The 20,025-nt window shown below is 64.6% G+C and carries 20 protein-coding genes; 14 read left to right on the top strand and 6 right to left on the bottom strand.

The genetic code is table 11. The features are described 5' to 3' along the window. Positions 1–66: 66 nt before the first annotated feature. The 3 genes from AB0P23_RS09835 (at position 67) to AB0P23_RS09825 (ending at position 2,000) form a co-directional block, all read left to right on the top strand. Positions 67–765: a hypothetical protein gene (locus AB0P23_RS09835; protein WP_032367076.1), complete on the top strand. Its 699-nt coding sequence runs from the start codon at positions 67–69 to the stop codon at positions 763–765. Between the two features lie 102 nt (positions 766–867). Continuing rightward, the gene (locus AB0P23_RS09830) at positions 868–1,338 is read left to right on the top strand and encodes a hypothetical protein (protein ID WP_287452729.1); all 471 of its coding nucleotides are present in this window, start codon (positions 868–870) and stop codon (positions 1,336–1,338) included. Continuing rightward, positions 1,335–2,000 carry a methyltransferase domain-containing protein gene (locus AB0P23_RS09825; RefSeq protein ID WP_032367078.1) on the top strand — a complete coding sequence of 222 codons (666 nt, stop codon included), beginning with the start codon at positions 1,335–1,337 and terminating at the stop codon, positions 1,998–2,000. Before AB0P23_RS09830 ends, AB0P23_RS09825 begins: the two co-directional genes overlap by 4 nt. Here the strand turns inward: AB0P23_RS09825 and AB0P23_RS09820 are convergent. Then, entirely contained in the window at positions 1,987–3,303 is a 1,317-nt protein-coding gene (locus AB0P23_RS09820; RefSeq protein WP_346772358.1) for a hypothetical protein, read from the bottom strand. The two genes, AB0P23_RS09825 and AB0P23_RS09820, sit on opposite strands and share 14 nt — an antisense overlap. A gap of 79 nt (positions 3,304–3,382) precedes the next feature. Between AB0P23_RS09820 and AB0P23_RS09815 the strand changes: the two genes are divergently transcribed. From AB0P23_RS09815 to AB0P23_RS09795, 5 genes are all read left to right on the top strand, one after another. Further along, complete coding sequence (locus tag AB0P23_RS09815; RefSeq protein WP_283542833.1) at positions 3,383–4,180, top strand: S-methyl-5'-thioadenosine phosphorylase; 798 nt, start codon at positions 3,383–3,385, stop codon at positions 4,178–4,180. Beyond that, positions 4,177–5,235: an NAD-dependent epimerase/dehydratase family protein gene (locus AB0P23_RS09810; RefSeq protein WP_283542834.1), complete on the top strand. Its 1,059-nt coding sequence runs from the start codon at positions 4,177–4,179 to the stop codon at positions 5,233–5,235. The genes AB0P23_RS09815 and AB0P23_RS09810 overlap by 4 nt, the downstream gene beginning before the upstream one ends. Beyond that, positions 5,228–5,881: a glycosyltransferase family 2 protein gene (locus tag AB0P23_RS09805; protein ID WP_283542835.1), complete on the top strand. Its 654-nt coding sequence runs from the start codon at positions 5,228–5,230 to the stop codon at positions 5,879–5,881. The genes AB0P23_RS09810 and AB0P23_RS09805 overlap by 8 nt, the downstream gene beginning before the upstream one ends. Further along, the gene (locus AB0P23_RS09800) at positions 5,878–6,534 is read left to right on the top strand and encodes a DUF2064 domain-containing protein (RefSeq protein ID WP_222087113.1); all 657 of its coding nucleotides are present in this window, start codon (positions 5,878–5,880) and stop codon (positions 6,532–6,534) included. The genes AB0P23_RS09805 and AB0P23_RS09800 overlap by 4 nt, the downstream gene beginning before the upstream one ends. Before the next feature lie 175 nt (positions 6,535–6,709). Continuing rightward, positions 6,710–6,871, top strand: coding sequence for a hypothetical protein (locus tag AB0P23_RS09795; RefSeq protein ID WP_167328661.1), 162 nt, complete (start codon positions 6,710–6,712; stop codon positions 6,869–6,871). A gap of 5 nt (positions 6,872–6,876) precedes the next feature. Here the strand turns inward: AB0P23_RS09795 and AB0P23_RS09790 are convergent, their stop codons facing one another. After that, entirely contained in the window at positions 6,877–7,311 is a 435-nt protein-coding gene (locus AB0P23_RS09790) for a MarR family transcriptional regulator (protein WP_032367083.1), read from the bottom strand. Positions 7,312–7,502: 191 nt separating this feature from the next. Between AB0P23_RS09790 and AB0P23_RS09785 the strand changes: the two genes are divergently transcribed. The 3 genes from AB0P23_RS09785 (at position 7,503) to AB0P23_RS09775 (ending at position 11,116) form a co-directional block, all read left to right on the top strand. Further along, entirely contained in the window at positions 7,503–8,555 is a 1,053-nt protein-coding gene (locus AB0P23_RS09785; RefSeq protein WP_287452722.1) for a DUF4185 domain-containing protein, read from the top strand. A gap of 22 nt (positions 8,556–8,577) precedes the next feature. Continuing rightward, positions 8,578–9,201: a class I SAM-dependent methyltransferase gene (locus tag AB0P23_RS09780; protein ID WP_283542837.1), complete on the top strand. Its 624-nt coding sequence runs from the start codon at positions 8,578–8,580 to the stop codon at positions 9,199–9,201. 79 nt (positions 9,202–9,280) lie between these two features. Next, the gene (locus tag AB0P23_RS09775) at positions 9,281–11,116 is read left to right on the top strand and encodes an acyl-CoA dehydrogenase (protein WP_032400463.1); all 1,836 of its coding nucleotides are present in this window, start codon (positions 9,281–9,283) and stop codon (positions 11,114–11,116) included. Between the two features lie 370 nt (positions 11,117–11,486). Here AB0P23_RS09775 and AB0P23_RS09770 read toward each other — a convergent pair whose 3' ends face one another. The 4 genes from AB0P23_RS09770 to AB0P23_RS09755 all read right to left on the bottom strand — a co-directional run bounded on the left by AB0P23_RS09770 (position 11,487) and on the right by AB0P23_RS09755 (position 17,438). Beyond that, positions 11,487–12,473 carry a hypothetical protein gene (locus AB0P23_RS09770; protein ID WP_219519485.1) on the bottom strand — a complete coding sequence of 329 codons (987 nt, stop codon included), beginning with the start codon at positions 12,471–12,473 and terminating at the stop codon, positions 11,487–11,489. Between the two features lie 526 nt (positions 12,474–12,999). Then, positions 13,000–13,491 carry a flavin reductase family protein gene (locus AB0P23_RS09765; protein WP_027495391.1) on the bottom strand — a complete coding sequence of 164 codons (492 nt, stop codon included), beginning with the start codon at positions 13,489–13,491 and terminating at the stop codon, positions 13,000–13,002. Positions 13,492–13,661: 170 nt separating this feature from the next. Beyond that, positions 13,662–15,905 carry a VanW family protein gene (locus tag AB0P23_RS09760; protein ID WP_363797370.1) on the bottom strand — a complete coding sequence of 748 codons (2,244 nt, stop codon included), beginning with the start codon at positions 15,903–15,905 and terminating at the stop codon, positions 13,662–13,664. A 228-nt stretch (positions 15,906–16,133) separates the two neighbouring features. Continuing rightward, positions 16,134–17,438, bottom strand: coding sequence for a helix-turn-helix domain-containing protein (locus tag AB0P23_RS09755; RefSeq protein WP_363797368.1), 1,305 nt, complete (start codon positions 17,436–17,438; stop codon positions 16,134–16,136). Between the two features lie 148 nt (positions 17,439–17,586). Between AB0P23_RS09755 and AB0P23_RS09750 the strand changes: the two genes are divergently transcribed. From AB0P23_RS09750 to AB0P23_RS09740, 3 genes are read left to right on the top strand one after another with little or no spacing between them, the layout of a single operon-like run. Further along, a complete protein-coding gene (locus AB0P23_RS09750) occupies positions 17,587–18,408 on the top strand; it encodes an ABC transporter ATP-binding protein (RefSeq protein ID WP_230591705.1) in 822 nt (273 codons plus the stop codon). Further along, positions 18,398–19,120, top strand: coding sequence for an ABC transporter ATP-binding protein (locus AB0P23_RS09745; protein ID WP_027495389.1), 723 nt, complete (start codon positions 18,398–18,400; stop codon positions 19,118–19,120). Before AB0P23_RS09750 ends, AB0P23_RS09745 begins: the two co-directional genes overlap by 11 nt. 26 nt (positions 19,121–19,146) lie before the next feature. Then, complete coding sequence (locus tag AB0P23_RS09740; protein WP_032374817.1) at positions 19,147–20,025, top strand: branched-chain amino acid ABC transporter permease; 879 nt, start codon at positions 19,147–19,149, stop codon at positions 20,023–20,025.

Raw genomic sequence — 20,025 nt, 5'->3', positions numbered from 1 at the left:
TCCGATCGGCAAGCAGCGCCGAATAACCCACAACGCTCGAGAGACGAGCACGGAAGGTTGACCGACATGTTCACTGTTCGTAAAGCTTTGGCCGCCACCGCAATCGGTGCACTCACCATCGTCCCGCTCGCCGCGTGCTCCAGCGACGACGCATCCAGCACCACCGACGCAGCCACCTCCTCGGAGTCGTCGGCCATGGAGACCACCGAGAGCACTCCCGAGCCCGCAGCCGAGGTCGCCGACCTCAGCAACGGCGTCGACACCGCAGTTGCTCTCGACCCCGGCTTCCTGGGCGCACTGACCACCCTCGGCCTCACGCCGGGCGTAGTCGGAACCGCAACTCTCGCAGACGGTTCCATTCGCTTCCCGATCACCGGTGGCGACGTCAAGTACTGGGAGCCCGGCACGGTCGACCCCTACGTGCAGGGCGAGATCAACCACGACGGCAGCGGATTGTCGCTGACCGCAGGCGAGACCGTGGTCGAGCTGACCAACTTCGACATCGACCCGGGCACGTCGCTGCTCACCGGTGACGTCACGGTCAACGGCGAAGAGGCTGCTGCCGACGCCGTGCTGTTCGACCTCGACGGCCGCACCCTGCAGCCGTTGGCAACCGGCCCCGAGAACACCGCCATCCTGCAGGGCACGCAGGTGAAGATCTCGGAGACCGCAGCCGGACTGCTCAACGACACGTTCAAGACCGACGCTGTCACCCCGGGACTGCTCGTCGGCGTTGCGACCATCACGGTCAAGACCGCCGCATAATCAGCTCCTGAACCCGTGCGCGGGCAGTCACCGACGACGTCGGTGCTGCTCGCGCTCTGGTGCTTTCACAGACGTTTCGTAAAACGCGACAGGGGACCGGGAATGAGAGCCTTCCGACGGATATACGGTGGCCACCCTCTGCATGCCGTCGGCCTGCTGTTGTCTTTCGCACTGGTCGGCTACGTCGTCCACATCGCCGGGCCGAAAACGTTGTGGAACAGCGACATCTGGTGGCATTCCATCGCCGTCTGGTTCTTCGGATCGGTACTGCTGCACGACGCGGTCCTGTTCCCGCTGTACTCGGCGGCCGATCGCCTTCTCACCGGGCTCGGACGACTGCAGATGACCGTCTCGCCCGTCAACTACATTCGCGTCCCGGCTCTCGGCACAGCGCTGACGTTCTTGATGTTCTTCCCCGGAATACTGTCCCAGGGCGCGGAAACCTATCGTGCGGCAACAGGTTTGACCCAAGACCCCTTCTTGGAACGATGGCTGGTTCTGACAACGGTGTTGTTCGCCGCCAGCGCCGTCGTCTACTTCATTCGCTTCACCGTGGTACGGAGCCGAACATGAGCGTCACCGCAGACACCCTTTTCCACCGCGCCGCCGCTGGATTGCCCTGCTGGATCGGCGATTCCGACGGCTCGAGAGAACGTCTGCCCACGGCCCGCTGGATGGGCGGAAGCGCATCCTCGGAAGAGGATCGCCGAGCCGACCACGCCATGATCAGCCGATGTACCGGGTCCACCATCGATCTCGGATGCGGACCCGGCCGGCTGACCGAAGCTCTTGCCCGCCGAGGACTCTCGGCGCTCGGCGTCGACACGTCGAAGGCTGCCGTCGACCTGACCATCGGCCGCGGCGGAAACGCCGTTCTCCGTGACCTCTTCGAGCCTCTGCCCGGCACCGGCACGTGGTCGTGTGTGCTGCTCGCCGACGGCAACATCGGCATCGGCGGGGATCCGGTGCGCCTGCTACGCCGAGCCGCCGATCTGCTGGCACCACACGGAGCCATCATCGCCGAGGTGGACGAACCGAGTGACTCCGGGATTCGGCACCGCACCGTCCGCTGGGAAACCGACACCATGGTCGGCGATTGGTTCGCCTGGTCGAGTGTCAGCGCCGATGCCACCGCCGACCTCGCCCGCGCCGCCGGCTTGCAGATGGTGGACGTGGCTCCGATCGACGGCCGCTGGTTCGCGCAGATGACTCCGGCTCCGCTCACCAATTCGTGAACAGCAGATGATTGACGGCCAAGGCCCCGATCACCTGCAGCGCCAACCAGAATCGATGTGTTCGACGCGGCAGCACCGCCGGGGCGATCAACATCCACATCGCGAACGGCAGCCAGATTCGCTCCGTCTCCGCTTTGCTCAGCTGACTCAGATCGGCCATCACCACCGCCGCGAGGCCGCCGAGCACCAACAGGTTGATCGGCTGCACCCGCGCGGCGATGCGTGGGAAGGCCGCGGGCACAGCGACGCCGAGCGCGCAGAACAGTGCAGCGAAGTTCGCCCAGCCCCAGTACTCGAACGGACGATCCTTGGCGATGCCCTGGTAGTACCGCTCCTGCACCAGCTCGTACCCGTCGTACCACCAGAATCCGTACGCCGTGAAGACCCCCGCAACGAGCAGGGCACCGATCACCGCGCCGAGGAACGGCAGAACCTTTCGGCCCGCTATCAGCACCGCGACCGCGGGCAGACCCATCAACACCAGGCCGTAGTTCAAATAGATTCCGAACCCGAGAAGCACTCCCGCACCGATCGATGCGGGCCACAGCCAGCGCTTAGTCGAGACCGCCAGCAGCGCGATACCCCACGCCGCGACCCCGGCATAGAACGCGTCGGCGGAGACGGCGATCCAGATCGCTGCCGGTGCGATCGCCACGAACGGTGCTGCGCGCCTGGCCATGTCCTCGTCGCCCAGAACACCCAGCGTGAGAACCACAGCAACTGCGGCACTGGTTCCCACCAACACGCACAGCGTTGCCGCCCAGGCCCCGCCGCTCAAACCGAGACGGTCGAGCCAGACGAACGTCAGCAGCGCACCGGGCGGATGGCCCGAGACGTGAGTGGTCCACGAATCCGCCTGGTAATCCAGAATGCGCTCGGAGAATCCGCGCAGTGTCGCGGGGATGTCGGTGATGCCGGGAACCTCGTGCAGGTACTCGTCCGTCGAGGCCAACCGGTCGACGAACCCACGCTTCCAACCGTCGACCATCGCCAGCGCCATCGTCCACGCCGCCGACGCACCCCAGACGACGAACAACAGCCGCGTCCAGGACAGGCGTCGAGCCACGGTCGGTCCCCACAGCACGGTCGCCACCGCGATGAGGACGGCGAACGGCGTTCCCCATCCGACATGAGCCTCACGAAAACCGAACAGCGGTGCGGCGTCTGCAAAATCGCGCACCTGCTGCGGTGTTCTGTTGATGATCGGGGTGACGATCTCGTTGCCCAGATACGGAACGACGAACGCGACGGCAACGAGCACGACGGCCAGCGCACCGGCGACGGCTTCTCTCCAGTAACGGATAGTGTTTTCTCCCTGCGGACTTGAAGACGAACACGGTTTCGGACCAGCATATCGACCGACGGTGATGGAGGATGGGTAGATGAACACGCAAGCGGAGTTACAGGCCGAGATCGCGGTGATCGGCGGCAGTGGCTTCTACTCGTTCTTCGCCGACGACGCCGAAGAGATCGAGCTGGACACGCCCTACGGATCACCGAGCGCACCGATCACCGTCGGCGAGGTGGAAGGACGACGAGTTGCCTTTCTACCTCGACACGGCCGCGCTCACGAATACTCGCCGCACACCCTGCCGTATCGGGCCAACATGTGGGCGCTGCGCATGCTCGGTGTCAGCCGCGTGTTCGCCCCGTGTGCCGTGGGATCGTTGGTGGCCGAATACGGTCCGGGAACCGTCGTGATTCCGGATCAACTCGTCGATCGGACGTCCGGCCGCACCCAGACCTACTTCGACAACGGCGGCATCCACGTCGAATTCGCCGATCCCTACTGCGGGGAGCTGCGCAGCGCGGCCGTCCAGGGGTCCGCGGTCGACGGCGGTGTCATGGTGGTCGTCGAGGGTCCCCGGTTCTCCACTCGCGCCGAAAGCCAATGGTTCGCGCGCCAAGGTTGGACACTGGTGAACATGACCGGTCACCCCGAGGCCGTCCTGGCCCGCGAGCTCGAACTCTGTTACGCGCCGATAGCGTTGGTGACCGACCTCGACGCCGGAATCGAATCCGGTCAGGGAGTCAAGGCAGTGGACGTGTTCGCCGAATTCCAGAAGAACATCGAACCGCTCAAGGCGCTCGTCCGATCCGCAGTGCGCGACGCACCGACGGGCGAGTGCCCCCACTGCCGGGTGCACACCGGAGTCACACTGCCGGTCGAGCTGCCATGACTCGCGTACTGCTCACCGGTGCAGCCGGATTCATCGGGGGCCACATCCTCGACGCATCGCGCGACACCGATCTCGAGATGGTTGCCGTCGACGCCATGTTGGGTTCCGCCCACGGACCCGGCGCGACAGCCGAGGGCATCACCGATCTGGATGTGCGAGACAAGGATTCACTCGTCGAAGTGCTACGCGGTGTGGATGTCGTGTGCCATCAGGCTGCTGTCGTCGGCGCAGGCGTCGACGCCGCGGACGCGCCGGCATACGCCAGTCACAACGACTTCGGAACCGCAGTCCTGCTCGCGGCGATGTACGAGGCAGGGTGTTCCCGCCTGGTGCTGGCATCGTCGATGGTGGTCTACGGCGAAGGGCGCTACCTCAATTCCTCCGGCGAGACCGTCGTGCCGCGACCGCGTACCCGAGCCGATCTGGACGCCGGGCTGTTCGACAACCGCGACCCTGCGTCCGGCGAGCCACTCGATTGGCTACTGGTCGAGGAGGATTCACCGCTGCAACCGCGCAGCACCTACGCAGCGAGCAAACTGGCGCAGGAGAACTACGCCTCCGCGTGGGCACTGTCGACCGGTGGTTCCGTCGTCGCGCTGCGCTACCACAACGTGTACGGCCCGCACATGCCGCGCAACACCCCGTATTCCGGTGTGGCGGCAATGTTCCGGTCCTCGCTCGAACTCGGGAAGCCGCCCACGGTCTACGAGGACGGCAAGCAGGCCCGCGATTTCGTCCACGTGCACGACGTGGCAGCAGCGAACATCGCGTCCATCTCCGCCGAGCTGGACGGCTTCACCGCGCTCAACGTGTGCTCGGGTCATCCGATCACCATCGGGGAGGTGGCGTCCGTTCTCGCCGACGCGAGGGGTGGGCCAGCTCCCGAAATCACCGGCCAGTACCGAGCCGGGGACGTACGGCACATCGTCGCCAGTCCACAGCGGGCAGAAGAGGTTCTGGGATTTCGCGCGCAGATCCTGCCGCAGGACGGTCTCACCGCGTTCGCCGACGCACCGTTGCGCGACGCCGAGGGAACGGGCCCACCCCGTGTCTGAGCCCGGATCGGTCACCGTCGTCATTCCCTGCATGAACGAAGCCGAATCGCTTCCGGCCGTGCTGGATTCGATCCCGCCGGGATATCGAACGATCGTCGTGGACAACAACTCGACCGACGCCACCGCCGCGGTGGCAGCCGCCCACGGCGCTGCAGTGGTAGCGGAAGCCGTCCCCGGATACGGAGCCGCCGTGCACGCGGGCGTCCTCGCCGCCGACACCGATATTGTCTGCGTGCTCGACGGAGACGGCTCGATGGACCCACGCGACCTACCCACCCTGGTGGCTGCACTGAACAGCGCAGACCTGGCCGTCGGCCGTCGCCGGCCCGCCAAGGGAAGCTCCCCGCTGCACGCAAAAGTCGGCAATGCCGTTCTGTCTCTTCGACTTCGGACCAAGTACAACTTGCCCGTACACGACCTCGGTGCCATCCGAGCGGTCCGCCGACAAGCACTACTCGACCTCGATGTCACCGACCGACGTTCCGGCTACCCGCTGCAGCTGCTCGTACTCGCGGCCGAGGCCGGCTGGACCGTCGTCGAACACGACGTGGACTACCGACCACGAACCGCAGGCACGTCCAAGGTCTCGGGCTCGGTCCGCGGCACCATCGTGGCCGTGCGCGATTTCTGGAAGGTGCTCTCGTGACCGTCACCGCCCTCGTCGTAGCCAAAGCACCCGTTCCAGGACTTGCCAAGACCCGTCTCGCCGCCACGATCGGCGACGCGGCCGCCGCCGAGGTGGCAGCTGCCGCGCTGCTGGACACCCTCGACGCCGTCGCGGCAGCGGACGTCGACCACCGCGTCGTGGCCCTCACCGGCCATCTTAGCGACGCGGCCCGCGCCGAGGAACTCACCCGAGCCCTCGCGTCGTTCACCGTGATCCCGCAGCGCGGCGACGGACTGGGCGAACGGCTGGCGAATGCGCACGCCGACGCCGCGCCCGCGGGTGCGGTACTTCAGATCGGAATGGACACCCCGCAGGTCACCGGGCGACTGCTCAGCGACGCAGCCGCGTTGCTGGCCGACACCGATCTACTCGGTGCCGCCGAGGACGGCGGTTGGTGGATCCTGGGTCTACGGAATCCTGCTCAGGCCCGGGCATTGCTGGACGTACCGATGTCTGCCCCGTCGACGGGTGACGACACTCGGGTGGCACTGACCGCTGCGGGTGCCGAGGTCACCATGGTGTCGCAATTGCGAGATGTGGATTTCGAGTCCGATCTCGATGTGGTGTCGAATATGTGCACACCGAACAGTCGCTTTCGCCGAGTCGTCGAACAATTACGCAAAACTCATTGATTTTTGTTTTCGAGAAGGACACGAAAAACAATCCGTCGGGTCTCTACATCTGTTGGGGAACAAGAAGCTTCACTTTGTCGCATTTGCCGGACCGCACGCGATGTATATCGAACAGCAACACTTCATAACCACCGTTTCACGGCGATTTCTCAGACATCAGTGCTACAAAGTGTCCATGACCGGGTTGCTGATAGGCGTAGTCGTCTGGATGGTGTGCGCTGCAATAGTCGCCACCGTCCTCGGCCGCGTCGCGCACCGAGGAGATTCCGAGGAACTCGGATCCACCATCGAGTGGAATATCGACGGTCTCGATCGCGAAGTTCAACACGAGAACTGACGGTCTCAGTCGACTCGATCGACCAATTCGATCAGGATTGCCGACGCTGCGGCCAACGTTTCCCGCTGCCGAGCCGATAACTCGTCCAACTGTTCGGCGAGAGCGATTTCGCGAGACGCCACTTCGTCGCGAGCAGTCGCAACGCCCGCCTCGGTCAACTGCAGCACCACCTGCCTGCCGTCGGTCGGGTGCGGCTCACGGACAATCAGGCCGGCCTCGACCAACTGATGCGACGACCGCGACACCGACGGCGGCTTGATTCGTTCCCGAGAAGCCAGTTCACCGGTCGTCATCGGCCCCTCGCGCAACAACGTCGTCAGAATCGACAACTGAGCCACCGGCAACCGGTCGCTCGAATGGCGCAGACGCAGTCTCCGATTCAGCCGCATCGCACTGACGGACAGATCCCGCGCCAGCTGGGAATCGGGTAGATCACTCACGTGTCCAGATTACGACACCGAGGGGCATTCGCCCGATTCGCGAAACAGGCTACGAGTTGATTGAACTTGCCCATAACAAACCGCTGCCATGGTTCCGAGGTGTTATCGGGGAAACACCATGAAACGGGGCAGTTTTGACACGCGTGGGATCCAGACTCTTGACAGTCGCAGCACTGACGGTGACGGCATCGATGCTGGTCACAGGCCCAACGGCCCTCGCCGACCCCAACGCAATCAACCCAATCGCCGGTCTGAACGGAACATTCGGATTGCCGCAACTGCACGGCCGCGCACAGGCCGTCGCCCAGGTGACCGGAATGTCGAGCCCGAACATGACCCAGAACGTCAACATGATCGGCACCGACCTCGGCATCATGTGGGACAACGGCCGAGGCGAGGTCCTGACCGCCTTCGGCGACACCGCAGGCGTCGGCGTCCCCAACCTCCTGCAAGGCAGCCTCTGGTCCTGGCGCAGCAACGCCATCGTCCGCAGCAACGACCGAAACCTCGCCGACGGCATGAACTTCGACAGCGTCGTCAAGGACGCCGTCGGACAAACCAAAGAAGTCGTCCCCAGCCCCAAGATCCCCTTCGTCGAAATCAGCCGAATCCCCACCGCCGGAGTCGCCGTGGGCGACACCCAGTACCTCAACCTCATGTCGGTCAAGAACTGGGGACCCGCAGGTACCTGGGACACCAACTTCTCCGGCCTCGCCGCCTCGACCGACAACGGAGAGAACTGGGCCGCACTACCCGAGACCCACAGGCCGAGCGCCGGCGGAGATCGAAACTTCCAGCAAAGCGCCTACCTGAAGGACAACGGATACATCTACCAGTACGGCACACCGCCGGGTCGCTCCACACTCGGCCACGTCTCTCGCGTCAGAGAAGCGGACATCACGAGGCTCGGCGAATACGAATATTGGACGGGTAAGGATTGGAAGAAGGGCGACCCTGCTGCGGCCGCCCCCATCGTCGACGGCGTCGGCGAACTGTCGGTTGCATACAACGCCGCTGTGGGCCAGTACCTGATGATGACCACCGACAACGCCAATTCCATTGCGCTGCGGCGTTCTTCATCGCCCGTCGGACCGTGGAGCCCGCCCGAGGTACTGGTCTACACTCGCGAGATCAGCTCGATCTACGCCCCGTACATCCACCCGTTCTCGACGGGCCGCGACCTCTACTTCTTGGCGACGGTGTTCCAGAACTACAACGTGCTGTTGCTGCGGGCCACGCTGTAGCAGTTCCCATTAGGCTTCCGGCGTGGACGCTGCCGAATGGGATCGCAAGTACGAACGCCGAGAACTCGTCTACGGCGAGGCTCCGAATGCCACCTTGGTCGAAGTCGCGACGACAATCCCGCGCGGTCGAGCCCTCGATTTGGCAGCCGGCCAAGGCCGCAACGCCATCTGGCTCGCGACGCGCGGCTGGATCGTGGACGCCGTCGACTTCTCGTCGGTGGCATTGACGCGGGCGAGTCGAGTGGCCGAGTCGGCCCCGCGGTCGGTGCGCGAGCGCCTGACCTGGATACACGCCGATGTGACGAAGCTGGCAACCGAGCCCAACTATGACCTGGTGCTCATATTCTACCTCCATTTGCCTCCGGACGAGCGACGCCGAGCCGTATCGGCTGCGGTGTCGGCGTTGAAACCTGATGGAATCCTCATGATTCTCGGCCATCACTCGTCGAACATCACCGACGGCGTCGGCGGTCCACAGGAGCCCGAGATCCTGTACACGCCAGAGGATCTGGCGGCGGACGTCGGGGACCGACTCACCGTCACCACGGCCGAGAACCGGTATCGAGACGTGACCGGCGGCACAGCGATCGACGCTCTATTACTGGCGAGTAGGTCCGCCCTTGGCAGCGGAACCGATCGGGGGTAATATCCGTTAAGTTACCGACGAGTAGCTAACTTGGGCGGTACTCACGAGACCGCACCACCGACTGGAGAGCGAACGAGCAATGGGCCATTACAAGAGCAACCTCCGGGACCTCGAATTCAATCTCTTCGAGCTGTTCGGACTCGACGAGACCCTCGAGGGCGACAACTTCGGCGACATGGACGGTGAAGTAGCCCGTGACATGCTGCGCGAGGTAGTACGCCTGGCCGAGGGCCCCCTGGCGGAATCCTTCGCGGACGCCGACCGCAACCCCCCGGTCTTCGATCCCGAGACCAACAGCCTGAAGCTGCCCGAATCCTTCAAGAAGTCCTACAAGGCCCTCGCCGACGGTGAGTGGTGGCGCGTCGGCCTCGACGAAGAGGTCGGCGGCATGGCAGCGCCTCGTAACCTCCTGTGGGGCATCAACGAGATGCTCCTCGGCTCGCAGCCCGCCGCCTTCATGTACTCCGCAGGCCCCGGCTTCGCAAACATCCTGTACCACAACGGAACCGACGAGCAGAAGGAATGGGCCAAGGTCGCCGTCGAGCGCCAGTGGGGTGCCACCATGGTCCTCACCGAGCCCGACGCCGGATCCGACGTCGGCGCAGGACGCACCAAGGCGATCAAGCAGGACGACGGCTCCTGGCACATCGAGGGCGTCAAGCGCTTCATCACCTCGGCCGTCTCCGACGACCTCTTCGAGAACATCTTCCACCTCGTGCTCGCCCGTCCCGAAGGTGCCGGACCGGGCACCAAGGGCCTGAGCCTGTTCTTCGTTCCGTCCATCCTCTTCGACTTCGAGAAGGGTGAACTGGGAGAGCGCAACGGCGCCTTCGTCACCGGCGTCGAGCACAAGATGGGCCTCAAGGCCTCCGCCACCTGTGAGCTCACCTTCGGTGGCCACGGCGTCCCCGCCAAGGGCTGGCTCGTCGGCGAGGTCCACAAGGGCATCGCGCAGATGTTCGACGTCATCGAGCACGCTCGAATGATGGTCGGCACCAAGGCAATCGGCACCCTCTCCACCGGCTACCTCAACGCACTCGAGTACGCCAAGGAACGCGTCCAGGGCGCCGACCTGACGCAGATGACCGACAAGACCGCACCGCGCGTCACCATCACGCACCACCCCGACGTGCGCCGCAGCCTCATGATGCAGAAGGCGTACTCCGAGGGCCTGCGCGCGGTGTACCTCTACACCGCCGCACACCAGGACCCGATCACCGCCAAGCAGGTCTCGGACGCCGACGAAGACATCGCCTACCGCGTCAACGACCTGCTGCTGCCCATCGTCAAGGGCGTCGGCTCGGAGATCGCTTACCAGGTGCTCGCCGAATCGCTGCAGACCTTCGGTGGCTCCGGCTTCCTGCAGGACTACCCCGTCGAGCAGTACATCCGCGACGCCAAGATCGACTCGCTGTACGAAGGCACCACCGCCATCCAGGCGCAGGACTTCTTCTTCCGCAAGATCGCACGCGACCGCGGCGTAGCCCTAGCTCACGTTGCCGGACAGATCAAGTCGTTCATCGACAGCGAAGCAGGCAACGGACGCCTCAAGGCCGAGCGCGCACTGCTCGCCACCGCCCTCGAAGACGTCCAGGCCATCGTCACCTCGATGACCCAGCACCTCATGGGCGCACAGGACCAGCCCACCGAGCTGTACAAGGTCGGCCTGGCGTCGGTGCGTTTCCTCATGGGCTTCGGCGACCTCCTCATCGGCTGGCTGCTGCTGCGTCAGTCCGAAATCGCCATCGCTGCACTGGACAACGGCGCAGAGGGCAAGGACAAGGCGTTCTACGAGGGCAAGATCGCAGTGGCCTCGTTCTTCGCCAAGAACATCCTGCCGCAGCTCACCGCCACGCGCGCCATCCTCACCAACATCGACAACGACATCATGGAACTGGACGAAGCAGCATTCTGATTCCCTGAAACCTTCGACGGCCGCACCTGTTTCACGGGTGCGGCCGTTGTTGTTCGTGCGCCGTCGGTCTCGCCTCGGCTGCCGGCCTGCGTAGCGGCGCAAACGCGCGCGCGTTTGTCAGATGCGCGCGGATTCTGCGGAATAGTTAGGCGATTTCGCGCGCGTTCGGCAAATGCGCGCGCGTTTGCGACCTAGCCGGGTCCGATGGACTTCACGCGCCACGGTCACCGAACCCGACCCACGTAGACGCTCCCCCGTAGACGCTTCCCCCTAGCCCCTGGCGACGCTCCCCCAGCCCTGGCGACGCTTCCCCCGGCCCTGGCGCAAACGCGCGCGCGTTTGTCAGATGCGCGCGGCTTTTGCGGAATAGTTAGGCGATTTCGCGCGCGTTCGGCAAATGCGTGCGCGTTTGCTCCCGACTCGATGTAATTCGCACGCTCCCTCGCGGTGCCGGCAGGGCAGCGGCCCGTTCTACAGCTCGGGCAACGCGCGCCACCAACTCTGCTGGATTCGCCAGGTCCGCCCAGGTCCAGCGCACCACCGGATAGCCGAGATCGCGCACCGCGTCCTCCCGTACCTTCTCCCTGAACACCACGTCGCCGGGGTTCTCATCCTGTCGCAAGTATTTGGTGTACTTGGCTTTACCGTCGAACTCGCATACGACGAGGCCATTGACCATCCAATCGATCCGTGCCACCGATCGCCCACTTGGATCCAGGATCTCCACCTGAGACTCGACGTCGAATCCAGCCTCGCGCAATATGATTCGACTCTGCGATTCCCCGGGGTTTCCACTGCGCCCGTCCATGAGGTTCACCGCTCGTCGCGCCTGCGCCACACCTTTCCAGCCCCGAGCCCGCTGCAACTCCGCGTCGAGCTCCCTCTCGTCACAGCACTTCAACGCCACGTCACCTGCGATTACCGCAGACAGCAGCGTCTCGGTTCGAGCAAGGTCGACCACTGTCCGAGCCAGCGAGGTCACCGAGACTCCGTCGACCGTCACGCTCGATAAGGACGGTGCACAGTGCAGGGTCACAGTCGTATTCGTACGACCGCCGCCGCGGCGGTGTCGGGTGATGTGAACCTTGTCCAATCCGCCAGTGGGTAAGGGTAATCCGTGCAGTAGTGCAGCCGAACGGTGACTGACGACGTAACCACCGGACAAGATCGGCAAAATCGCATCGATCAACAGTCTGTGCCGCTCCTGTTCTGTCAGCCCGGCCAATCTCGACGACGGAACGTAGACGCCATTCACAAAACGCTCCCAGCCACCCCGCTCATACATTGCGCGCAACTCGTGATCGGCGCTCCCGTCTGCCAGCGCCTCGGAGCGTCGAATCATTCGGTCGTCCTTCATGCTCCGAGTCTCGGCCATGCGTCGACGGAGTCGAGCTCGAAAGCTGACGACTGTGCACAACTCCCGGCTTGTGGATGAATACAGGTACCGGCGTACCAGTTCGCCTAGCTGTCAGTCCCGCAAACGCGCGCGCACTTGTCAGATGCGCGCAGAATCGTCGACTATTCGGCCACTATTTCACGCGCGTTCAGCACGTGCGCGCGCGTTTGCGAGGCAGACGGAGCCGAAACAGGTGGACGAGCAAACGAGGCCGCACCGAGCGAAGCGCAGCTGCACCACCAGGAGAACCGGCTCGGCAAAGCGTCGCTGGCAGACTTCACGAGACCGATCCGACAAACGCGCGCGCACTTGTCAGATGCGCGCAGAATTGCCCACGATTGGGCCACTATTTCGCGCGCGTTCAGCAAGTGCGCGCGCGTTTGCGAAAATCGGCGGGCGAACCGAACAGGCCGAAGGTGGGCGGACAGGGCCGAACCGGTGGGCGGGCCGAACAGGCTGAAGGGGGCCGAACCAAGTCGAACAGCGGTTACTGCTGAAGTTTGCGGAACTTGCTGCCGTGGAAGACGATTGGATTGACTTCACTCTGTACTTCGAGGGAATGGATGCGTAGCAACACTATTGCGTGATCGCCCGCTGGAATTTGTTGCTCGACGGTGGTGTCGAGCCAGGCGGTGGCACCGACGATGAAGGCCGCGCCTCCGTCGGTGACGGTGAGGTCGAGACCGGCGAAGCGGTCACCGGTTTTCGCAGCCAGAGTGCGGACGGCATCGTTGTGCGCTTCCCCGAGCACGCTGACGCCGATGTTCGGCGCAACTTCCAGCTTCGGCCACGTGGTCGACGTGTTCTGGATGCACACCGCTACCAACGGCGGATCGATCGACACCGACACGAAGCTACTGGCCGCCAAGCCCACCAGGACACCGTCGATTTTCGCAGCGATCGCCACGACGCCGCTGGGGAACTGCGCGTACGCCTCACGAAGTGTCTGTTGATCGAGGACGGTGCGTGTGAGCGTCATGGAGGATGCTCCCTTTCGATCGTGCGGTGCCGAGCGCACCTCTACTGTTGCAACCTCGTCGCGGCGGCATTCGTTCCGGGCATACGTCTACATCCAGCAAACACCCGATCGAGCGTCGACGCCACAGTCCGAATCCGCGTGATTCGAAGTGACACGTCGAGCACAGGACGTCACTCGTCGTCGTTCGGGCGCGGGGGGTCGTCGGGTTCGGGGGCCGGAGCCGGACGATCGGGCTGGACGCACTTGACGATCGGGATGGGGTCGTATTTCACGGTTCTGGTGTTGCGCGAGATCTCCCTGCCCGACGCGGCGTCGCTGATCACCCGGGTGTCACTGGCGGTGAATCCCGGTCCCCCGCCGGATGCGACGCAGCCGGCACCGGCCGGCAATGTCACGGTGTTCGGCGAGGTGGGCCGCGTCCGGGGCCCGGTGATCGATTCGACGTCGACGGTTTTGGTGCCCCACAGCCGGACGGTGACGCTGGACGAATCCGCGAACGACTCGATCACCACGCCGGTGTCGTTGGGGTTGGTGAACTTCAGGTCAATGGCACCTTCGAAGACCGTCGCTTCCCGGGCCTCGGGGTATCGACTGATGTAGTAGCTGTGCTCGGTGTGGTCGGTGTCTTCCATACCCGCGAAGTACGACGCGTTGTACAGCGTCGTCGCGAATTGGCTGATGCCGCCGCCGACGGCACGATCGGGTCGACCGTTGTCGATGATTCCCGATTCGACGAAGCCCTGAGCGGTCCCGCGCGGACCGGTGTACCCGTTGAGCGAGAACGTCTCCTTCGGCTTGACCAGCGCGCCGTTGACGATCTGCGCGGTGAGCCCGATGTTCACGCCCGACGCGTACTCGAAACCTCCGGTCGTGTACTCCGCGACCACCTCTCGCACGCCGAGATTCTCTGCCGCTTCGGTGGTGAGGGCAGGCGGCGCCGGTTCGTAGACGGCCTCGGTCGAGCGCGGACCGTCCGCAGCCAGCAGGGCGGGAAGCTGTTCGAGGGTCTTGTTCCACTCGACCAGCTCTCCCATCACTCCGGGAACGACGGTGGGAGCTCCGCCGGAGAACGTGAACGACGCGTCCTTGGGCGGAACTTCGGTGCGGACCAGTTGCGGAGCAAGAATGCCGGTGGCGATACCGGTGTCGTAGATCGGCGTGAGGCCGCCCTGCCCGTCCGGATCGAAGCGCAGCACCTCACCCACACGGTCCACCGGCAACGTTGCATCGACGTTCTGTCGGCCTTCGATGACCACCGGTGCCGACACTGCGGGGACCGCGACGTTCGACAGAGCCTGATCGACCGCATCCTGCGTCACGGTGACAGGGGTGGATTCGTAGACGACCTCGGTCGCACCCGTCGACCACTCGGTCTGCAGATTTCGACGCGTCCCGTCGGCGTCCAGAACTCGCCCGGCCAGCGGTTCGACGGCTACCGGGGTGGCACCTTCGAAGACGACGTCGCCTTCGACGGGCGCACGGTCCGTCTCCTCTCGCAGGCCGTCCACGGCGACCGAGAGTGCCTGCTCGTCGGTGGTCGAGACAACGCCGATCTCCCGGCTTCCGAACAGCGACGTCAGACGCGTGATCGGGTTGATGGGCTGAGTACCTGCGCGATCGAGCGTCGCGTTCCAATCGACTCCCAGCCCGGCCGCGGCAGGCAACACCTCGACCTGCCGGTCGTCGATGCCCACCTGAATCGGCTCCTCCGCCCGAGGTCCCAATTCGGCACGCAGTACGGCCTCGGCGTCGGAATGACTCTTGCCGCCCACCTCGATGCCGGCAACGGTCACACCGCGCGGAACCCGATCGCTGGAGGCAATCCAGTCCGCCGCGTACAGCAACCCGAGGACGGCAACCACCGCGCCGGTACCGATGGCAATCTTCTTCCACGGCGGCGTGGACCCGGATCCGTCGTGCTCCGCCGAACCGTTCTCAGGGGGAGTAGAGGGAGGTTCAGTCGGTGGCTGAGGTTGCCCGGCGTCAGAAGCGGACGGCAGAACAACGGGCTGCGCCACCGTCGGCGATTCGTCCGCCACCGGTGCGGGCTGCGCGTCCGCGCCGGGTGCAGCAGACTCGCCTTCTTCGAACTGGTCGACGTCCGGATCACCGGCGGTATCGAGGTCGGCAACCGGCTCTGATTGCTGCTCGACCTCGGCGGTGGCATCGGGTTCGGTTCCCTCGGCCTGCGTCAGCTCGGCATTGTTCGCGTCGGCATCGTCAGCCTCGACTTCGTTCGCCTCGGATTCCGTGGCGTCCTGGCCCTCGGAGACCGGCTGCTCTGCGTGCTTCGGGGCCTCGGCATCGTCGCGGATGGCCCCGAACACCTCGGTCGGCGTGTCGTACGGCGGTACGTCAGGGTGGGGCTCGGCACCCTTCGGCGCGTCACCCGACCTACTGTTGCCCTCGCTCACATTCGACCCTTCCAGGACCGTCGATTCATATTCCGGCCTGCTGCGCGGCGTACCCCGCGGACGAGCTTACGCAAACCGCACAGCACCGCTCGTTCCGAGACCCTCGCACGCGCCGCACGCAAAAGGCCCCGCACTGCTGCCGGGTCGGGGGTCAGGCAGCAGTACGGAGCCACACGGAATATATGCAGACTTCAACCACTCGTTACAGCGAGTTCGGAATTGCCATCGTCATTTCATTCGATTGAATGAACCGTGGGTCGTCGAACCGTCGTCCTGCTCCACGGCCCGCGCCCAATGTCCCGTCCTGACCAGCGCAAGAGTGAGCAGGAGCCGGTCGCGTGCATCCGTCAGATCACGCCCGGTCAGCTCCTCGATACGACGCACCCTGTAGATGACGGTGTTGCGATGGCAGTAGAGCGCTTTCGCAGCGTTGGTGGGCGAACCGTCCGAAGCGAGCATGTGCGCCAACGTGTCGAGCAACGTTTCTCGGTGCGGCTCCGGATGCGTGAACAGAGCGCCGAGCGCATGGCGAACCAACAGTTCCGACGATTGATCGTCGGCGGCCATGATCACCCTCGGCAGTCGGTCCGTCGCCAACGCGACGCCACTGTCTTCGGTGATGGTCTCGGCCGTCAGTGCCGCCAGGCGATACGCCGCCGCGAACGACGCCACCCCCTCGGGCGAATGCGCCACACCGACCGGGCCGACCGCCCGCGCGGCAAGGGCGTCGATGACCGATCTCCACGATCCGGTCCCGAGTGCCACGAGCGCGAATTGGTGCCCGTCCCGAGTGTTCCAGTGGGACACTGCGCCGATCTGGTCCATCGCGTCCTCGGGCGCGGGGAGCGGAGGCGACCCCTGATCGTCGAGCGGGCCGACCACGCAGGCGATCTGCTGTGAAGCCGAAAGGCCGAGGGTCGCGCGGGCCTCGATCACGAAAGCCGGATCGCCGCCTCGGCCCGACCGGAGACCGTCCAAGATCACCAGCACGTTGGCGAGATCACGCTGCTGCATACGCGCGCTCTCCTGGCGGTACGCCTCGACGAGAGTTTCGTACTGACTGTCCAGCGCTCTCCACAACTGCTGACCGGCGACGAGCAGGAGATGCTCGTCGATCACGGATCTGCATTGTTCACGCTCGAGCATCAGCTCTTCCCACAGCGTCCGACTCCCGAGCGTGTACGCCTTCAGCACCAACTCCATCGGAATGCCCTGGCGCGCACGCTCTCTCCCGGTGCGACGCCATACCTCTCGGGCGTTGTCGCCCGCGGCCGCAAGACCGGACAGCGTGCGTAGGCCCTGGCTGATATGCGCGCGAGTACTGCGACGAATTTCGCCGGCGATGTCAGGAGTGGTGCTAGCCAGGTACGCGGGTTCCTGCTCTATCAGCGCCAGCGTGATCGAGTCGGCAATCGCATCCGCCCGCGGCGACAGCGCGGCCCACGCACCGCGAATCTTCTCCTGGTCGGAGGGCTTCACAGCGCCGCGCGCAGCGGATCGCGACGTAGCGCGACGCACCCCGGGAGAAGCCATCCGCCCATTTTTGCGCACAGAGCCCACATCACAGGGTGATTTGACCGTTACTGGTGCCCAGACACCCAAACATTCTGTGCGGAGCGCCCATACCGCGCGTTGTGCTGGACGCCCCATAGTGGACCCAACAGATTGTGAGGTGCATCACTTGAACTCTCTCGACACGATGGATCCGGTCCTCACCATGACGGACGTCGACGTGTCCTTCGGCGGCATCGTCGCGCTCTCCGGAGTGACCATCGAGGTACGACCCGGCGAAGTCCTCGGCGTCATCGGACCCAACGGGGCAGGCAAAACCACACTCTTCAACGTCGCGTGCGGTCTCGTTCGACCCCAATCGGGAACCCTCGGCCGACACGGCGAAACCTTGAGCCGCCTGCGCCCACACGACCTGCCCCGGCTCGGCATGAGCCGAACGCTGCAGGGACTGGGACTGTTCGATCGAATGACCGTGCTGGACAACGTCATGGTCGGGGCCGACCGAACGGCACGCACCGGAATCCTCAGCGGCCTCCTGGGCCTTCCCTCGAGCGCGGCCGACGACGCGGCGGTCCGCTCGACCGCGATGAACACCCTGGAACGACTGCGCATCGACGGCTACGCGCACCGGCTGCCACCGAGCCTGCCCTACGCGGTGCGCAAGCGCGTGGCCCTCGCGCGCGCGCTGGTGAGCGAACCGTCGTTGATCCTGCTCGACGAACCCGCCTCGGGCCTGTCCAACGACGAAATGAGCGAACTCGGTGACGAAATCCGCTCTCTCACATCAGCAAACAAGGATTCCCAGCCGGACCGACCGGCAACATCGGTCATGCTCGTCGAACACCACATGGACCTCGTCATGACCGTGTGCGACCGGATCTACGTCCTCGACTTCGGCAAGGTCATCGCCCAAGGCACACCGGATCAGATTCGGGAGGATCCGGCCGTACTGGCCGCATATCTCGGAAACGAGGTGGCACATGACAACTGACGCGACACACCTGAAAATCACCGATCTCACCGTGCACTACGGGCCGGTCACCGCCCTCGATTCGGTGTCGATGACCGTCACCGCGGGCACGATCACCGCCGTACTCGGAGCGAACGGTGCCGGAAAGACCACGCTGCTGCGCACTGTCTCCGGCCTCCTGAAACCGACGTCGGGACGTATCGAGCTCGCCGGCGTCGACATCGTCGGCATACCTCCGGATCGCATGTCCCGTAAAGGGCTTGCACACGTGCCCGAAGGCCGGGGCGTGATCGCCGAATTGACCGTCGACGAGAATCTTCGCCTCGGCGCGTTGGGACGCAACAGAAGTCACGACGCCGTGACCCTCGATCGAATCTACGACATGTTCCCGCCGCTGACCGGACGCCGAACCTCGTCGGCGCACACGCTGTCGGGCGGAGAACGGCAGATGCTGGTGATCGGTCGAGCACTGATGGCAACACCGTCGGTTCTCCTCCTCGACGAACCGTCGCTCGGGTTGGCACCGAAAGTCGCCGCACAGATCTTCGAAACGCTGCGCGCACTCGTCGATTCCGAATCGATGACGGTCGTGCTCGTCGAACAGAACGCACGAAGTGCACTGTCCATCGCCGAACATGCCGTCGTCCTCGATCTGGGCAAGGTCGCGGTGGAAGGCCCGGCCGACACCTTGGCCGGGGACGACGCCCTCCGACACGCCTATCTCGGGTTCTAGAGCAAGCCGAAAGGACGCCAGCCACAGTGCAACAACTGCTCACCATCCTCATCAACGGCGTGACGACAGGCATGGTCTATGCCGCGTTCGCCCTCGCTCTCGTCCTCATCTGGCGATCGACCCGCATCGTCAATTTCGCCCAGGCACCGATGGCCATGATCACCACGTACGTCGCACTGGTCGTCATCGACGCCGGTTACTCGTACTGGTTGGGCTTCGGAGTCGCGCTGCTCAGCGGACTGTTGTTGGGAGCGTTGATCGAACGACTCGTCATTCGGTTCGTCGACAGCTCCTCGCACATCAACCCGGTGATTCTGACGCTCGGGTTGTTCATCATCATCCACGCGGTTGCGGCCATCATCTTCGGGAACCAATTTCGTTCGTTCCCAGCACCGTTCGGTCTCACCGGCCAGAAGGTCGGGGAGATCAACGTGGCCCTGACCGGATACGACGTGTTCAAGATCGTCGCCGTTCTCGTGGTCCTGGGCTTGCTGATTCTGCTGTTCCGGTTCACCGATCTGGGACTGAAGATGCGCGCCAGCGCATTCGAGCAGGAGGTGGCCAAGCTGCTCGGAGTCCGGGTGAGTCGAATGCTCACGCTCGGTTGGGCTTTGGCCGCAGTCGTCGGATCGCTGGCCGGGCTGCTCATTGCGGGTGGCTCGCTGGTGCACCCCGGGTACATGGACTCGATCGTCGTCTTCGGTTTCGTCGCAGCCGTTCTCGGCGGTCTCGACAGCCCGGCAGGCGCAGTGGTCGGAGGCCTGCTGATGGGCGTCGGGCTCAGTTTCGTCAGCGGCTACCTCGGCCAGGACCTCGTGTCGAGCGCGGCGTTGATCATTCTGATCGTCGTTCTCCTCGTCCGCCCGAGCGGGTTGTTCGCCAGCGCAGCAGCCAGGAGGGTATGA

Source organism: Rhodococcus sp. NPDC077669 (assembly GCF_040686915.1).
Taxonomy (GTDB): domain Bacteria; phylum Actinomycetota; class Actinomycetes; order Mycobacteriales; family Mycobacteriaceae; genus Rhodococcoides; species Rhodococcoides fascians.
This window is presented reverse-complemented; position numbering and strand designations above follow the sequence as displayed.

Coding starts and splice junctions, on each gene's coding strand:
- AB0P23_RS09835 (WP_032367076.1), top strand. CDS start 67: ATGTTCACTGTTCGTAAAGCTTTGGCCGCCACCGCAATCGGTGCACTC.
- AB0P23_RS09830 (WP_287452729.1), top strand. CDS start 868: ATGAGAGCCTTCCGACGGATATACGGTGGCCACCCTCTGCATGCCGTC.
- AB0P23_RS09825 (WP_032367078.1), top strand. CDS start 1,335: ATGAGCGTCACCGCAGACACCCTTTTCCACCGCGCCGCCGCTGGATTG.
- AB0P23_RS09815 (WP_283542833.1), top strand. CDS start 3,383: ATGAACACGCAAGCGGAGTTACAGGCCGAGATCGCGGTGATCGGCGGC.
- AB0P23_RS09810 (WP_283542834.1), top strand. CDS start 4,177: ATGACTCGCGTACTGCTCACCGGTGCAGCCGGATTCATCGGGGGCCAC.
- AB0P23_RS09795 (WP_167328661.1), top strand. CDS start 6,710: ATGACCGGGTTGCTGATAGGCGTAGTCGTCTGGATGGTGTGCGCTGCA.
- AB0P23_RS09785 (WP_287452722.1), top strand. CDS start 7,503: ATGCTGGTCACAGGCCCAACGGCCCTCGCCGACCCCAACGCAATCAAC.
- AB0P23_RS09775 (WP_032400463.1), top strand. CDS start 9,281: ATGGGCCATTACAAGAGCAACCTCCGGGACCTCGAATTCAATCTCTTC.
- AB0P23_RS09770 (WP_219519485.1), bottom strand. CDS start 12,473: ATGAAGGACGACCGAATGATTCGACGCTCCGAGGCGCTGGCAGACGGG.
- AB0P23_RS09765 (WP_027495391.1), bottom strand. CDS start 13,491: ATGACGCTCACACGCACCGTCCTCGATCAACAGACACTTCGTGAGGCG.
- AB0P23_RS09755 (WP_363797368.1), bottom strand. CDS start 17,438: ATGGCTTCTCCCGGGGTGCGTCGCGCTACGTCGCGATCCGCTGCGCGC.
- AB0P23_RS09745 (WP_027495389.1), top strand. CDS start 18,398: ATGACAACTGACGCGACACACCTGAAAATCACCGATCTCACCGTGCAC.